Origin of the sequence: Streptomyces nigra (assembly GCF_003074055.1) — a bacterium.
GTDB lineage: Bacteria > Actinomycetota > Actinomycetes > Streptomycetales > Streptomycetaceae > Streptomyces > Streptomyces nigra.
In genome coordinates, this window is record NZ_CP029043.1 from 7,191,924 (window position 1) to 7,206,990 (window position 15,067).

15 protein-coding genes are annotated in these 15,067 nt (G+C 72.7%); 5 read left to right on the forward strand and 10 right to left on the reverse strand.

Features of this window, described 5'->3' with window-relative positions:
* Window positions 1–27 precede the first annotated feature (27 nt).
* Window positions 28–1,668 (reverse strand): phosphoglucomutase (alpha-D-glucose-1,6-bisphosphate-dependent), encoded by a 1,641-nt coding sequence (gene pgm / locus DC008_RS33070; RefSeq protein WP_108710160.1) that lies wholly within the window; start codon window positions 1,666–1,668, stop codon window positions 28–30.
* A gap of 142 nt (window positions 1,669–1,810) precedes the next feature.
* Here pgm and DC008_RS33075 point away from each other — a divergent pair, with 142 nt between their 5' ends.
* Window positions 1,811–2,446: a class I SAM-dependent methyltransferase gene (locus DC008_RS33075; RefSeq protein WP_108710161.1), complete on the forward strand. Its 636-nt coding sequence runs from the start codon at window positions 1,811–1,813 to the stop codon at window positions 2,444–2,446.
* A 169-nt stretch (window positions 2,447–2,615) separates the two neighbouring features.
* Here the strand turns inward: DC008_RS33075 and DC008_RS33080 are convergent, their stop codons facing one another.
* On the reverse strand, window positions 2,616–4,040 hold the full coding sequence (locus tag DC008_RS33080; RefSeq protein ID WP_108710162.1) for a Gfo/Idh/MocA family protein: 1,425 nt from the start codon (window positions 4,038–4,040) through the stop codon (window positions 2,616–2,618).
* Between the two features lie 230 nt (window positions 4,041–4,270).
* Between DC008_RS33080 and DC008_RS33085 the strand changes: the two genes are divergently transcribed.
* Entirely contained in the window at window positions 4,271–6,412 is a 2,142-nt protein-coding gene (locus DC008_RS33085) for an FG-GAP repeat domain-containing protein (protein WP_123954047.1), read from the forward strand.
* Between the two features lie 63 nt (window positions 6,413–6,475).
* On the opposite strand, the gene DC008_RS33090 is transcribed toward DC008_RS33085, so the two are convergent.
* The gene (locus tag DC008_RS33090; protein ID WP_108710164.1) at window positions 6,476–7,348 is read right to left on the reverse strand and encodes a PhzF family phenazine biosynthesis protein; all 873 of its coding nucleotides are present in this window, start codon (window positions 7,346–7,348) and stop codon (window positions 6,476–6,478) included.
* A 60-nt stretch (window positions 7,349–7,408) separates the two neighbouring features.
* On the opposite strand from DC008_RS33090, the gene DC008_RS33095 reads away from it, so the two are divergent.
* Complete coding sequence (locus DC008_RS33095) at window positions 7,409–7,837, forward strand: VOC family protein (protein WP_108710165.1); 429 nt, start codon at window positions 7,409–7,411, stop codon at window positions 7,835–7,837.
* 21 nt (window positions 7,838–7,858) lie between these two features.
* On the opposite strand, the gene DC008_RS33100 is transcribed toward DC008_RS33095, so the two are convergent.
* Together DC008_RS33100 and DC008_RS33105 are read right to left on the reverse strand one after the other, a co-directional pair.
* Window positions 7,859–9,070 (reverse strand): phospholipase D-like domain-containing protein, encoded by a 1,212-nt coding sequence (locus DC008_RS33100; RefSeq protein ID WP_374207450.1) that lies wholly within the window; start codon window positions 9,068–9,070, stop codon window positions 7,859–7,861.
* A 125-nt stretch (window positions 9,071–9,195) separates the two neighbouring features.
* Entirely contained in the window at window positions 9,196–9,480 is a 285-nt protein-coding gene (locus DC008_RS33105) for a DUF4190 domain-containing protein (RefSeq protein WP_108710166.1), read from the reverse strand.
* A 245-nt stretch (window positions 9,481–9,725) separates the two neighbouring features.
* On the opposite strand from DC008_RS33105, the gene DC008_RS33110 reads away from it, so the two are divergent.
* Window positions 9,726–10,490 (forward strand): calcium-binding protein, encoded by a 765-nt coding sequence (locus DC008_RS33110; RefSeq protein WP_123954048.1) that lies wholly within the window; start codon window positions 9,726–9,728, stop codon window positions 10,488–10,490.
* 10 nt (window positions 10,491–10,500) lie between these two features.
* Here DC008_RS33110 and DC008_RS33115 read toward each other — a convergent pair whose 3' ends face one another.
* On the reverse strand, window positions 10,501–11,310 hold the full coding sequence (locus DC008_RS33115) for a universal stress protein (RefSeq protein ID WP_235074757.1): 810 nt from the start codon (window positions 11,308–11,310) through the stop codon (window positions 10,501–10,503).
* Window positions 11,311–11,411: 101 nt separating this feature from the next.
* Window positions 11,412–11,735, reverse strand: coding sequence for a hypothetical protein (locus DC008_RS33120; RefSeq protein ID WP_108710168.1), 324 nt, complete (start codon window positions 11,733–11,735; stop codon window positions 11,412–11,414).
* A gap of 165 nt (window positions 11,736–11,900) precedes the next feature.
* Between DC008_RS33120 and DC008_RS33125 the strand changes: the two genes are divergently transcribed.
* The gene (locus tag DC008_RS33125; RefSeq protein WP_108710169.1) at window positions 11,901–12,527 is read left to right on the forward strand and encodes a VOC family protein; all 627 of its coding nucleotides are present in this window, start codon (window positions 11,901–11,903) and stop codon (window positions 12,525–12,527) included.
* A gap of 21 nt (window positions 12,528–12,548) precedes the next feature.
* Here DC008_RS33125 and DC008_RS33130 read toward each other — a convergent pair whose 3' ends face one another.
* The 3 genes from DC008_RS33130 to DC008_RS33140 all read right to left on the reverse strand — a co-directional run bounded on the left by DC008_RS33130 (window position 12,549) and on the right by DC008_RS33140 (window position 14,808).
* Window positions 12,549–13,622: an NAD(+)/NADH kinase gene (locus tag DC008_RS33130; protein ID WP_108710170.1), complete on the reverse strand. Its 1,074-nt coding sequence runs from the start codon at window positions 13,620–13,622 to the stop codon at window positions 12,549–12,551.
* Between the two features lie 69 nt (window positions 13,623–13,691).
* The gene (locus tag DC008_RS33135) at window positions 13,692–13,976 is read right to left on the reverse strand and encodes a hypothetical protein (RefSeq protein WP_108710171.1); all 285 of its coding nucleotides are present in this window, start codon (window positions 13,974–13,976) and stop codon (window positions 13,692–13,694) included.
* Window positions 13,977–14,115: 139 nt separating this feature from the next.
* Complete coding sequence (locus DC008_RS33140; protein WP_108710172.1) at window positions 14,116–14,808, reverse strand: hypothetical protein; 693 nt, start codon at window positions 14,806–14,808, stop codon at window positions 14,116–14,118.
* Window positions 14,809–15,067 lie beyond the last annotated feature (259 nt).

Below are 15,067 nucleotides of genomic sequence, written 5' to 3' on the forward strand. Positions count from 1 at the left end.
CGCGCCGCTCCGCCCGCGCCCCGCCCGTCAGCCGCCCAGCGCCGTGAGGACCACGGACTTGGCCTCCTCCTGGACCCGCCGCAGATGGTCCGGGCCCTGGAAGGACTCGGCGTAGATCTTGTAGACGTCCTCGGTGCCCGACGGGCGGGCCGCGAACCAGGCGTTGGCGGTGGAGACCTTGATGCCGCCGAGGGCCGCCCCGTTCCCGGGGGCCTCGGTGAGCACCGACGTGACCGGCTCACCGGCGAGGGTGTCGGCGGTGACCTGCTGGGGGGACAGCTTCGCGAGCAGCGCCTTCTCCTCCCGGGTGGCGGGGGCGTCGATGCGCGCGTACGCGGGGGAGCCGAACCGTTCGGTGAGCCCGGCGTGGTGCTCGGACGGCGTCCGGCCGGTGACGGCCGTGATCTCGGAGGCGAGCAGCGCCAGGATGATGCCGTCCTTGTCGGTGGTCCACACCGACCCGTCGCGGCGCAGGAAGGACGCGCCCGCCGACTCCTCGCCGCCGAAGCCGAGCGAGCCGTCGGACAGGCCGTCGACGAACCACTTGAATCCGACCGGGACTTCGACGAGTTCCCGGCCGACGTCGGCCGCGACCCGGTCGATCATTCCGGACGACACCAGGGTCTTGCCGATCCCCGCGCCCGCCGGCCACTGCTCCCGGTGCGAGAAGAGATAGGAAATCGCCACCGCCAGATAGTGGTTGGGGTTCATCAGGCCCCCGTCCGGGGTGACGATGCCGTGCCGGTCGGCGTCGGCGTCGTTGCCGGTGGCGATGTCGAACCGGTCGCGCCGCTCGATCAGCGACGCCATCGCGTACGGCGAGGAGCAGTCCATACGGATCTTGCCGTCCCAGTCCAGCGTCATGAAACGCCAGGTCGGGTCGGTGAGCGGGTTGACCACCGTCAGGTCGAGGCGGTGCTGCTCGGCGATCCGGCCCCAGTAGGCGACGGACGCGCCGCCGAGCGGGTCGGCGCCGATGCGCACCCCGGCCGAGCGGATCGCGTCCAGGTCCAGCACCTGGGGCAGGTCGGCGACGTACGCGCCGAGGAAGTCGTGGCGGCCGGTGCCGGGCGCGGCCAGGGCACGGGTGCAAGGGATGCGCCGTACGTCCTTCAGGCCGCCCGTGATGATCTCGTTGGCGCGGTCCTGGATCCAGGATGTCGCCTCGGAGCCGGCGGGGCCGCCGCTGGGCGGGTTGTACTTGAACCCGCCGTCGGCGGGCGGGTTGTGCGAGGGCGTGACCACCACACCGTCGGCGAGGCCGGACGTCCGGTTCCGGTTGTACGTCAGGATGGCGTGCGACACCGCCGGGGTCGGCGTGTACCCGTCGTGCTGGTCGATCAGCACGGTGACGTCGTTGGCGGCGAAGACCTCCAGGGCCGTGACCCGGGCCGGCTCGGACAGGGCGTGGGTGTCCGCGCCCAGATAGAGGGGGCCGTCGGTGCCCTGCAGGGCGCGGTACTCGCAGATCGCCTGGCTGGTCGCGGCGATGTGGTCGTCGTTGAAGGCCGCCGCGAGCGACGAGCCGCGGTGTCCGGAGGTGCCGAACGCCACCCGCTGCCCCGGCTCGGCCGGGTCGGGCCGCAGGGCGTAGTAGGCCGTGACCAGCCGGGCCACATCCACGAGATCCCCGGGCCCCGCGACCTGCCCCGCACGCGCGTCCTGCATGTCCGCTCCTTCGCACACGTCGTCCGATGGGTACGCCCCCATTGTCCCCCGCCCATGACGGCGGGACGCGCCGCGGGCACCCGTTGTGGCGTGTACCCGACCGGTGCGACCATGCACTCCGGCGAGGGAAGGGGACACCGACGTGAGGCACGACGACCGACGGCCGCCCGCGGCCGAGCTGTTCGACGCGCTGGGCGCCGACTACGAGAAGGCGTTCGCGCACGCCCCCGCGCATCTGTCCGCGCTGGAGTGGCTGACCGAGCGGCTGCCGCAGGAAGGGCGGGTCCTCGACGTCGGCAGCGGCACCGGGCGGCCCACGGCGGCGACCCTGGTGGCGGCGGGCCACTCGGTGCTCGGCGTCGACGTCTCCCCGGTGATGGTCGAGCTGGCCTCCCGTCAGGTGCCCGGCGCCGAGTTCCGCCACGCCGACATCCGCGAACTCCCGCTGGACGACAGGTCGTTCGACGGCATCTGCGTGTTCTTCTCGCTGCTCCAGATGTCCCGCGCCGACCAGGCGGCGTTGGTGCGGCGGCTGGCCTCGGCGCTGCGGCCCGGCGGGCACCTGGTGCTGGCCACGGTGCCCGCCGACGTGGAGGACGTCGAGGTGGTCTTCATGGGCCGGGCGATCCGCGCGACCAGCTTCTCCGAGGAAGGGGTGCTCGCGCTGGTCCGGGACGCGGGACTGACCGTGCTGTCCGCGGAAGGTTCGGTGTTCACCCCCGACCACCCGGACGGCGGGCCCGAGCCGCATCTGTTCGTGCGCTGCCGCCGCGACTAGGGTCTTTCGTTTGGATCAGGCCGGATCAGGGAGCGGGGTCTGGTTCCGTGCATCGCAAGGCGGAGGAGGGCGCCATGGCGGCGCCATGGCAACCGACGACAACGCGGCGAGGTGCGGTGCCAGACCCCGCGAGCCCGGCCTGATCCCAACGAAAGACCCTAGACGTGCGTCAGCCGACCGGCGGCATGTCGGTGGGCTCGGAGTCCAGTCCGGGGCGCCGGGCCGACCAGGCGCCCCGGGTGAAGTCCGGGACCACGACGGGCCGTCCACCCCGCGCCAGGGACGCGGCGCTCAGCGGGACCGCCGAGCACCAGGTGGCCGAGTCGTAGACGTCGAAGTCGGGCACCAGCCCGGCCCGCATCGACTGGACGATCCGCCACTGCAGGACGTAGTCCATGCCGCCGTGCCCGCCGTTGTTCGCGGCGTCGTCCCCGACCTTCCGCCACAGCCAGTGGTCGTACTCCTTGCGGTAGTCGGCGAAGTCCCGCCAGCTGTGCCCGGCGTGGTCCGGCTCCAGATAGACACGCGCACCGGTCGGCGACGGCCCGGCGTAGTCCTCGACGATGCCGCGGCTGCCGGCCAGCGTGTTGATCCTGCTGTACGGGCGGGGTGAACTCACCTCGTGCTCGGCGCGCAGCACCCTGCCCCGGTGCGTGTCGATGAGGCAGGTGATCAGGTCGCCGTTGATGTACGTCTCCTTCCATGACGGGTGGTCGCGTGGCATGAAGCGCGCCCGGTAGTCGGCCAGCCCCTTCGGGGCGGTCGCCGTGGCGCGCAGTGTGGTCATCCGGTCGCCGCGGTTGATGTCCATGGCTGCCGCTATCGGGGCCAGCCCGTGCATCGGGTACAGCGACGCCGTGCTGCGGGTGTGCCACAGCCGCCGCCAGGAGTCCGTGTAGTACGTGTCGGAGAACAGCAGTTCCCGCAGGTCGTGGCAGTAGCCCCCGTGCCCGTTCGTGATCTCACCGAACAGGCCGTCGTGCGCCATCCGCAGCATGGCCAGCTCGTTGCGGCCGTAGCTGCAGTTCTCCGACAGCAGCAGATGTCTCCGGGTGCGTTCGGAGGTGTCGACGAGGTCCCAGAGCTCGTCGAGCTCGGTCGCGACGGGCAGTTCCACGACGGCGTGCCGGCCGCTCAGCAGCGCCGCCCGGCCGTGCTCGTGGTGGAACTCCCACGGCGTGGCGACGTACACCAGGTCGATGTCGTCGCGTCGCAGCATCTTCGTGTACGCGTCCGCCGAGCCGCCGTAGGCGGCGGGCCGGGGCTCGCCCTTGGCCTCCAGCCGGTCGGCGGCGGCGCGGGCCCGGTCGGCGCGGATGTCGCAGACGGCGGTCACGGTGCAGCCGGGGACGGCCGCCCAGCCGGTGATCATGCCGCCGCCGCGGTTGCCCAGGCCGATGACGGCGACGCGCACGGTCCGGTGCGGCTCGAAGGGCACGCCGATCATCGACTTCTGCCCGGGGCGGCGGCGGGGTTCGCGGCCGGCCGAGGCCGCCGCGCCCGGGGCCGCGGCGGTGACACCGGCGGTGAGGGCCCCGGTGGCGACGGCTCCGCCGAGGAGCAGCCGGCGGGAGACAGCGGGTGCTTCGGACATGACGGCAACACTCCTCAGGGGTGGCGTGCATCAGTGCCGGGACACGGTCGTTCTGTCGCGGCATGACTCTGGAGGCTGCGACCCGCGCATGTCAATACGTGCTCGATAAACAGCGGTTACGAGCAGGAACGAGCATGGATGCCAGGCGATCTTGGCTGATATACGCTGCTGCCCTTCGAACAGTTCAGCGAATCCGTGCGTCGGATTCGTCTGGCCCGGGGGGCTTGCCCATGACGACACAAGGACGCGCGGTGCTCGGCCTCGCGCTGACACCCGTTCTCACCCTGGCGGCCGTGACACCGGCCACCGCACAGCCGCCGGCGGCCACGGCCGGCGCCACCGCCACCGCCGACCAGCGCGCACCCGGCCCCTGGGCCACCCGGACCCAACTCGCCCCGAGCCCCACCCCGGGCTCCGCCTCCGGCGGCCTCAACGCCCTCGTGGCGGCCGGGAACGGCACCCTGGTCGCACTCACCGGCGACGCGCTCTCCCGGTCCACCCGGATCCGGCCCGCCGGCGGCCCCCGCTGGCTCGCACCGCAGACCTGGCCTGACGCCGGCCCCTACAACACCGAACTGGTCGCGCTCGGCGACGGCTCGGTACGCCTCGTCTGGCGGGCCCGCCGCGCCGACGACCACGGCACCCACTGGCTGCGGATGGCGACCCTCGCCCCCGGGGCGACCGCGTTCTCCGCACCCGAGTACATCGCCCCGGTCCCCGAGAAGGGGTACCACCACCTCGCCGCCGCGCCCGACGGCCGCCTCGTCGCCGTATGGACGGACTCCGGCGTGGTGAAGGCCGCCGAGAAGCCCGGCCCGCAGGCCGCGTGGACCGCACCCGCCGGCCTCAACACACAGCCGCCGTCCGGCAGTCGGGACATCGCCGCCCTGGACCTCGCGGTCGACAGGAACGGCACCGCCCTGCTGGTGTGGCAGTGGCAGCGGACCAAGGCCGTCGTCGCCCTGGAGAAGTCCGGGAGCGCGACCGCCTGGAAGACGGTCACCGGCCTCCCCGTCCCCGCCGCCGACCTGGCACGTCCCAAGGCGTTCGCACGCCCAAAGGGCGGCTTCGACGACTTCTACGACGACCGGGAGCATCTCGCGTACACCCGGCGCACCGCCGGATCGACGGCATGGAGCGCCCCGCGCACCGCGGCCGCCACCGGCAGCACCAGCGGGATGACGGCACCCGTCCAGCTGCCGAACGGCGACCTCTTCGTCGCGGGCGCCCCCGGCTACGGCACCGGCCCCTGGTACGCGCTGCGTTCGGCGGCCACCGGCACCTGGCAGCCCTTCACCCAGGCCTTCTCCACCCACAAGAAGGTCCGCTCGGTGTCCGCCGCCGCCACCTCGGGCGGCACCGTCACGGTCACCTGGCGGGAGGGCTGCTCCGGCGCCGAGTACGCGATGGCGGCCGTCTTCAAGGGCGGCACCTGGTCCGCCGCGCACCGGCTCAGCGCGACCGGCGGCCGGTTCGCGGGCGCCCCGCAGCTCGCCGCCGACGCCCAGGGCCGCCCGGTCGCCGTATGGGACGAGTACCAGCCGTCCACCACCGGCGCCACCGTCCTCGACGGAGTCCACCAGACCACCACAGCCGCCCGCGCCCTGCCCGCGTGGCGCGACCACACGGACGACGGCAAGGCCGACCTGTTCGGCCGGAGCAGCGCCGGGGTCAAGGTCTACGCCGGGGACGCGACCAGGCTCACGGCCCAGAAACGGAGCAGCAGTTGGCCGTCCGGCACGCTCGTGCTGCCCTACGGCGACCTCGACGGCGACGGCTGCGACGACGTGTTCACCCGCGGCCCCCAGGGCGAGGCCCGGATCCACGTCACGATCTGCAGCGGACAGCCCGACCAGCAGACGTACAGCCTCAAGGTCTCCTCGGACTGGAGCGCTTACGACACCGTCGTGTCACCTGGCGACCTGACCGGCGACGGCCGCCCCGACCTGCTGACCCGCTCCGCCGCCGGCGGGAAGCTCTACCTCTACGCGAACAACGGTGCGGGCGGCTTCGAGGCCCGCACGGTCGCCGGTTCGGGCTACGGCACGTACAAGCGGCTCATCGCCGCCGGGGACCTCGACCGCGACGGACGGAACGACCTGCTGGCGATCGACAGGTCCAACGAGCTCTGGCGCTTCGAGGGGACCGGCCGCGGCACCTTCACGCCACGGGCGCTGGTCTTCAAGGACTGGGGCACGTCCTACAAGGACGTCGTCGGCGGCCTCGACCTGTCCGGGGAGGGCAGGGCCGACCTGATCTCGCTCGACAAGCAGGGCCGCGCCTGGCTCAACAAGGGCGACGGACGCGGCGGCTTCGCCAACCGCACCCAGGCCGGCAAGAGCACCGACTGGTCGGGCATCCGCATCTCCTGACGGGACGTCATCGGTTCCGGTGGGCGGCACACACCGCCCACCCGAACCGCAGGACGAGGGTTCTCAGCCGATCCGTGTCCCCGCGCCGCTCACCCGGACCCGCCGATCACCGGCGCGCAGTGTCACCGTCAACTCGCCCGGACGGCCCAGGTCCTCGCCCTGCAGCAGCGTCAGCACGGCGTCCTCCGGGACCAGGCCCAGCTCCCGGGCGTAGGCGCCGAACGCGGCCGCGGCGGCACCGGTCGCCGGGTCCTCCACGACCCCGCCGACCGGGAACGGGTCCCGCACATGGAAGACGGTCGCGGACTCACGCCACACCAACTGGACGGTGGTCAGGTCCAGTCGGAGCATCAGGGCCTCCAGACGCGCGAAGTCGTACGCGAGATCCGCGAGCCGCTCGCGGGTCGCCGCCGCCAGGACGAGATGACGGGCCCCGGCGAACGCGATCCGGGGCGGGAATGCGGGGTCGAGATCACCGGCCGGCCAGCCGAGCGCGGCCAGCGCCTCCCCGAGATCGCCGTCCGCGATCTGCTCCAGGCGCGGCTCCACACTGGTGAGAGTCGCCCGGACCGTCCCGCCGTCCTCCGTCACCTCCACCGGCACCACACCGGCGGGCGTCGTGAACACCAGCTCGCCGGGCCCGATCCGCTCGGACAGCGCGATCGCCGCCGCGACCGTCGCATGCCCGCAGAACGGCACCTCCGCCTTGGGGCTGAAGTAGCGGATGGTGTACGCCCGCCCGTCCGGACCCCCGCCGTCCGCGGGAGGAGCCGTGAGGAACGCGGACTCCGAGTAGCCGAGGTCCGCGGCGATCGCCAGCATGTCCCCTTCGTCGAGACCTGTCGCGTCCAGGACCACCCCCGCGGGATTGCCTCCCTCCGGCGTGCTGGAGAAGGCGGTGTACCGGAGCACCTCGGGCTTCGCGTTCGTCGTCATGCTCGGGCAACCTACCCGCTCCCAAGGTCATTCCCGCAGGCCCTTGTTAGGGTGCGTGCCGTGGCAGAGATCAGGAAGGTCCAGATCACGTTCGACTGCGCCGATCCGGAGCGCCTCGCCCGCTTCTGGTGCGAGGTCCTCGGGTACGTCGTACCGCCGCCCCCGAGCGGCTTCGCGACCTGGGACGCGTACTGGGACGACCGGCCGGAGGAGAGGCGCGGCGCGTGGTTCGCCTGCCAGGACCCCTCCGGCGAGGGGCCGCGGCTGTTCTTCCAGCGCGTCCCCGAGGGCAAGGTCGTCAAGAACCGCGTGCACCTCGACGTACGGGTCGGCACCGGGCTCGTGGGCGAGGAACGCCTCGCCGCGCTCGAGGCCGAGTGCGCGCGCCTCCTCCCGCTGGGCGCGGTCCGCGAGCGGCTGCTGTACGACGGCCACGACGCGTGCATCGTGATGCGGGACATCGAGGGCAACGAGTTCTGCCTCGACTGAGCGGGCGGCCCGCCCCCGGCCTCAGAGGAAGCGCCGGATGGGGGTGACCGCTGCTTCCTTCACACGCTGCGCCGCCGCCCGCCGCCGCCACCGGCGCAGATCGATCTCCACGCTCTTCTCGAGGTCGGCCTCGAAGTCCCGGTCCAGCTCGGCCGTGAACTCCTCGTCCAGCACGGCGAGCATGACCTCCTCGTCGTGGTCCATGGACCGCCGGTTGAAGTTGGTGGAGCCGATGAGGGCGGCCACCGAGTCCACGGTGATGATCTTGGCGTGCATCATCGTCGGCTGGTACTGCCGGATGTGGACGCCCGCCTCCAGCAGCCGCGTGTAGTGCTGCTGGCCGGCCAGCTGACAGGCCCGCTGGTCGGTGTGCGGACCGGGCAGCAGTATCTCGACCCGTACCCCGCGCCGCGCGGTGGCGCACAGCAGGTCGACGAAGTACGCGTCGGGCGCGAAGTAGGCGGTGACCAGGCGGAAGCGCTCCACCGCCGAGGCCAGCATGACCCTGATGAGCGTCTGCATGTCCTGCCATCCGATGCTGGCGGACCCGCGCACCACCTGTACGACCGACGACCCCTCCTGCCGGTGCTCGGTGAAACGGTCACGCTCGTCGAACAGCTCCTCGTGGCACTCCGCCCAGTTCTGCGCGAACGCGGCGGCGATCCCGTCCACGGCCGGACCGCGCACCCGCACATGCGTGTCCCGCCACTCCGACGGATTGCGCGCGTCGCCGCACCACTCCTCGGCGATCCCCACACCCCCGGTGAACGCGGTGCGCTCGTCGACGATCAGGGCCTTGCGGTGACAGCGGTGGTTCTGCTTGAACGGGGACAACCACACGGGCTTGCGGAACCACGCGATCTCCACCCCGGCCGAGGCCATGAGCTCCAGCAGCCGCCCCTCGATCTCCTTCGCGCCGAAACCGTCCAGCAGCAGCCGCACACGGACGCCCTCACGCGCGCGGTCGGCGAGTGCGGCGGCGAAGTCGTGGGCGATCTGACCGCGCCAGTAGACGAAGGTCATCATGTCGATGGTGTGCTCGGCATCGCGGATCGCACCGAGCATCGCGGGGAAGATCTCGTCGCCGTTGCGCAGCGCAACGAGCTCGTTGCCCTCCGTCGCCGCCACCCCGATGAGCCGCTCCAGACGGCGGCGCAGCCGCTGCTTGCGCTCCGCCGTCGACGCAGGTCTGTCCTGGTCAGGAGTCGGTGCCGGTATGCCGTCGAGTATCACGTCGGGTCTCCCACAGGGCCTTCAAAGACATGTGCTTCAGGGGGCCGCATGAGCGGCCCCCCAAGCGGATGCCCCGTCGGCGCGCCCTCACGCCCCTCGGTGGCGCGGGAAGCAGTGGTGGGCGGTCAGCCGCCCATGTACCAGCTGAAGCCGCCGTTGCTCGCCGCGAGCGTGACGAACAGGATCCACAGGAGCACGTCGACCACGCCGAGGACGATGCCGGCCGTCGCCATGCCCGCGCCGTTCTTCGCGCCCGCCTGACGCCGGGCGACGACACCGAAGACGACGGCCAGCGGGCCGAGGATGATGTTCAGGACGAACAGGCCCACGACGCCGCAGCACAGACTCGCGATCGCCAGGCCGTTCGTACGCGACCCCGAAGCGGCGGAGGAACCACCGTAACTCGCCATTGCACACTCCCTGTTGCCGGTCGCGCGGACCGAACGACCCGCGCTCTCCTCACTGTTGGCTGCACCCCGAATGCCCCTTTACGGCGTTCTTATGTCAGCGCAGCCGGGAACCGGCGAGCCGGGGGAGCGGAGACGAGCCGCGAACCCGTGCGCTTTCCACGGCTCCGGCGGGGCAACGGTCGGGCCGCCTCAACAGTCGTACGCAGTGCCGAACGCGGCAGTGGGAACGCCCCCTTGGAGGAACGATGAGTCGTCGCGGTGTCGTCGTGGGAACCGCCGTGGTGCTGCTCGCGGGAGCCGGCGCGTCGGCCGGCGCCGCCGGCGCGGACCGGGCCGCCGGACAGGTGGTCGGCCAGGCCGTCGTCAACCAGGGACGTGACGTCGTCGTGGGTACGACACAGGACGTGACCTTCCCCGTCACGGTCACCGGCTCGGGGAACCCGGCCCTGACGTTCGTCGACGTCGACCTGAAGGGACCGAACGGCGGCTTCTACACCACCGACGCCTTCTGCGAGAGCGCCACGGCCTGCACGACCACGTTCACCGTCAACGCGCACCTGCGGCCGGGCGGCGACGACCCGGTCGACCTCACCAACGCGCAGGCCGGCACCTGGTCCGTCGACGCGCTGGCCGACACCGCGGACGGCACGTCCGTCTTCGCCCGGGACCTCGGGTCGTTCTCGCTCAAGCGGGCCGCCCGGCTCACGGTGAACGCCTCACCCGAGCCGGCCGTCAGGGGCTCCCGGTTCGTCGTCACCGGCCGGCTCGAACGGGCCGACTGGGACACCTACCGGTACCGGGGGTACGCGGGCCAGACCGTGAAGCTGCAGTTCCGCCCCAAGAACTCCAGCACCTACGCCACCGTCGCGACCGCCAGGACCAGCAGCACCGGCACCCTGCACATCATGGCCAGAGCGACCGAGGACGGCTACTGGCGCTGGAACTTCGCCGGCACCGCCACCACGGGCGCGGCGAAGGCCACCGGCGACCATGTGGACGTACGCCCCTGAGGGCCGTGCATCAGTCCTGGCCCCTGACGACGGCCACCGGGCAGTGCGCGTGGTGCAGCACCGCCTGGCTGACCGAGCCGAGCAACAGTCCGGCGAAACCGCCGCGTCCCCGGGCGCCCACGACCATGAGCTGGGCGTTCCGGCTGGACTCGATCAGCGTCTCGCGGGGTTCGCCGCTCAGTACCTGCTGCCGGACCACCACGTCCGGGTACCGCTCGGCGAACCCGGCGACCGAGAGCGCCAGCAGCCGTTCCGCCGCCTCCACCCCCGTACCGGCCGGTGCGTAGTCCGGCTGCCACGCGTGCACGGCCAGCAGCTCGGCCCCGCGCAGCGCCGCCTCCGCGAAGGCGAACTCCACGGCCCGCTCACCTCGCGGGGACCCGTCGGCGGCGACCACGACCGGCCCGTCGCCGCCCTGCTCGCCGCGGACCACCAGCACCGGGCACAGGGCATGCGCCGCGAGCGACACGGCCGTCGAACCCAGCAGCATCCCGACGAAGCCGCCGACGCCCCGGGCCCCGACGACCAGCAGGTCGGCGGCCCGTGACTCGGCGGTCAGCACCTCCACGGCACCGCCCGTCACCACCTCATGGGTGACCTCGATGTCGGGGGCGGCCTCGTGCGCGTGGTCCGCCGCCTCGTTCATCAGCTCTTCCAGCGGGCCCGGATCCGGCGGTGCGTACATGGGCCGGGTCGGCGGGCCGAAGGCATGCACCACGCGCAGCCCGGCACCGCGCCGCCGGGCCTCGAGCGCGGCCGCCTCCACCGCCGCCCTGCAGGACGACGAGCCGTCCACACCGGCGACCACGAGCTTTCCCACCGGACCTCCAGCCATCACCGGGCCCCCGAACGACACGCCTGTCCAAGGATCACTCCGGCGGGGCGGCCCTGCCACCCGGCCGGCGCGGACGGCTCACCCCGTCACGATCCGTCGGGGGCCGGGCAGGGCATCGCCGGAGGGCAGAACCAGGCGGCCGCCGTGTCGATCAGCTCCCGCTCGGCGCAGTCCTGGCTGTCGGGACCGTAGGCGACCAGCGCGTAGCGGTTGTGGTCGGCGGCACGGAAACGGCGGTCGATGACATGCCGGACCGTCCCGGAGCCCGACTCGCCGGCGATCTCGCCGGCCCGGTACTCGTGTTCCGCCGCCGCGTCGGAGGCCCCCTCGAGAGGGCCCGGCTCGATCCGTTCCCACCCGTCCAGCTCGGCCGCCTCCTTCCAGCCGAAGGCCCGGACGCCGAAGCACATCCCGACCTACCATGCCGCTGCGCTGCACCGCGCGCCGCCGGCGCGGGAGATCCAGGTCCGAGTCCGTCTGGAGGCCGTGCTCGCGCCGCCCGTCATGAGGGGGCCGGGCGGGACCGGTCAGGAATCGAGAAGCGCGGCGCGCCGGACCCTTCTAGCGTCTTCCTCATGACTTCCATCGACTTCGTCACCCTCGAGGTGGCCGACCCGGCCGCCGCCGAACGCTTCTACACCACCGCCTTCGGACTGACCGGCCAGCTCCGGCTCCGGGCCGCCGAGTCGCCCAGCACCGGCTTCCGCGGCTTCACCCTGTCGCTGGTCGTGGCCCAGCCCGCCGACGTCGACGCCCTCGTGGACGCGGCGGTGGAGGCGGGCGCCACGACCCTGAAGCCCGCCGCCAAGTCGCTGTGGGGCTACGGCGGTGTCGTCCAGGCGCCCGACGGGACGATCTGGCAGGTGGCCTCCTCGTCCAAGAAGAACACCGGCCCGGCCACCCGGGACTTCCAGGAGATCGTGCTGCTGCTCGGCGTCGAGGACGTCAAGGCCAGCAAGCAGTTCTACGTCGACCACGGCCTCGTGGTGGGCAAGAGCTTCGGCGGCAAGTACTGCGAGTTCGACACCGGCACCGGCCCGGTCAAGCTGGCGCTCTACAAGCGCCGGGGCCTCGCCAAGGTCGCCGGTGTCTCCCCCGAGGGCACCGGCTCCCACCGGCTGGCCATCGCGAGCTCCGCCGGCCCCTTCACCGACCCGGACGCCTTCGAGTGGAAGACGGCGGACGTCAACGCGGAGCGGTGACCCGGTCCGGGATGGATCGGTTCAGGGCGCGCGCGGGGGGCCCTCCGGGGCCGTCAGCAGGGCGAGGTGCGCGATGTCGCCCGGGGGCGGTGTGGTCACGGACCACAGCGGGGCGGCCGACCCGTCGGCGACGGCGGCCGGAGCGTCGGTCAGGTTCATCCGCTCCCGCAGCCGCCCGTAGAAGTCCATCGGCCCCAGCCGTACGGCCCGCAGCCGGCGCTGCGCGGCGTACACGCCGATCCAGTCGCCCGGGCCCAGCACACCGCGCAGCTGGCCGTCGATGCTGACCGCCGCCTGCCCGGACCGCTCCAGGATGCGCAGCCCGACCGGCTCGTCCGGCGCGGTGACGACGGACCGGTCGAACGTCATGTGCGGGGCGACGGGCGTGAAGACGAGGGCCTCCGCGCGGGGCGAGACGACCGGACCTCCGGCCGCGAAGCTGTAGGCGGTCGAGCCCGTCGGCGTCGCCACCAGCAGGGCGTCCGCCGAGTAGGACGCCAGCAGCCGGCCCGAGACGTACACGCCCACCGACACCTGCCGGTCGCGGGCGAGCTTCTCCAGCACCACGTCGTTGAGCGCCGTCACGTCCAGGGGGACGCCCCAGTCCTCGTCGACCCTGCAGTCCGTACGCACCCGGGGCGGCGGCAGGAGCGGGCCGCGGCCGTACTCCATCAGGGCCTCCATGCCGGACGGGATCTCCAGGAGGCGGGAGGCGCGCAGGGCGAGCAGGAGGCGGCTGTCGATGTCGAAGCGCTCCTCCCGCACCGCGTCCAGCGCCGACCGCATGGCCGCCGCCGACACCTCGGTCAGGAACCCCACCCGTCCCAGGTCCACGCCGAGCACGAGGGCGTCGTTCTCGGCGGCGAGCCGGGCGCCCCGCAGGAACGTGCCGTCCCCGCCCAGCGTGACGATGAGGTCGGGGTCACCGGCGGCCTCCACCTCGTCACGGGCGTTGTGCCGGCCGCCCTCGTGCCATACGTCGATATCGACGCACGGCACACCCAGCTCGGCGCACCAGGCACGGACCGCGGCGGCCGCGTCGACGGCCTCCGGACGCCCTCCGTGCACCACCAGTCCCACGCGGTTCACCGTCACCGTTGCCTCCAGAGTCTCGTGGCCCCGGCCGGGGCCGCGGATGCGGGCGAGCGGCCTGTGAGGCGGAGCCTAGGAATGGGCCACGACCTCACCGGCCGTCACCAGGGGCGCCTGTGGGAGCAGCTCGGCCAGCCGCTCCCGTACGAAGCCGGCGGCACGGGCCGTCGATTCCTCGGCGCCCGCCCGGTCCTCGAAGACGCCCGTCGACAGCATCACGCCGCCACCGGCGTCGACCCAGTAGTAGGCCACGAACCCGGGGACCCGGCGCAGGATCGGCACGAACTCCTCCCCGACCCGGCGTCCCGCCTCCGCCGGATCGGTCACCCCTTCGTACCGCCGCACCACTGCGTACATGCCCACTCTCCTCCAGGTCGTGAGGCCGGTCCGCAGACGCCGTACCCGCCGCCGCCCGGGCGACGGGCCCGGGCGGGCGTAAATCACCGGAAAGACCCCGGAGGCTGGTCCGTTCGGAGGCGGCGGGCGGTGTGGAGAGTCAGTCCGCCTGCTCCGGGGCGGCCTCGGTGGGCGCGGACGGCTCGGCCGCCGTGTCGGGGACGGTGTAGAAGACGGACCGCCCCTGCTTGCTGCGGTGCGCCTGATTCCGGGCGACGAGCCCTTCGAGCGTGCTGCGCACCACCGTCGCCTTCACGCCGCGCTCGGGGTGCTGCTCGGCCAGCGCCGAGGTGATCTCGGCGGCGGAGCGGGGCTCCTGGTGAGCGGCCAGATGGTCGCGCACGAGTTCGACGAGTGACGGGGAGGACGGGGTGGACGAGTCGGCCGCTTCGGCGGCTGTGGTGGTGGACTTCGTGGCCTTCTTGGTGCCGCTCCGCTTGCGGTTCGTGGCGGCGGCCTTGCCCTTCGCCCGCTTGGCCGGGCGCGTCGGCTTCGTCCGCTCGGCCGGGCCGGACGCCTTCGTACGCCGGGCGGCACGCGGTGCGGGCACGGCGGCGACGGCCTCCTGCTCGGCCTCCTCGGCCGTCCCGGCGGACTCCTGCGGGGCTCCGATCGCCCGCTGGATGTTCTCCAGGACGGCCTGATCGTGCCGCAGGGCGGCCAACTGCCCCTGCAACGCCTCGATCTCACCGGCGATGCGGTCCTGTTCCTTGCGGTTGCGCTCCAGGTCGGCCGTCACCTGTGCGCTGTACTGCGAGGTCAACTCGGTGACCGTGGTGCTGTTTCCGGACATGACGCGTGGCACCTCTCTCTACGTGTCCCTGTCGCGGACACCGGGTCCGCACGTATTGCGAAATCTAACGCGTGAAACGCGGATAGGGCGGTCGCGCGTCGTTCGATCGATTGCCAACGCACAGGGTCGAGGCGCTGCTTCGCGCCCCGCCGGGCCGATTCCACCCCTTTCCCGGAGCCCTGCGGCACGGCTGCTTTCAGCCAGAAGGGAATCTGGTCCAACCAGTTGACCAGTGACGGTGGCCGCTGACACGGTGTGG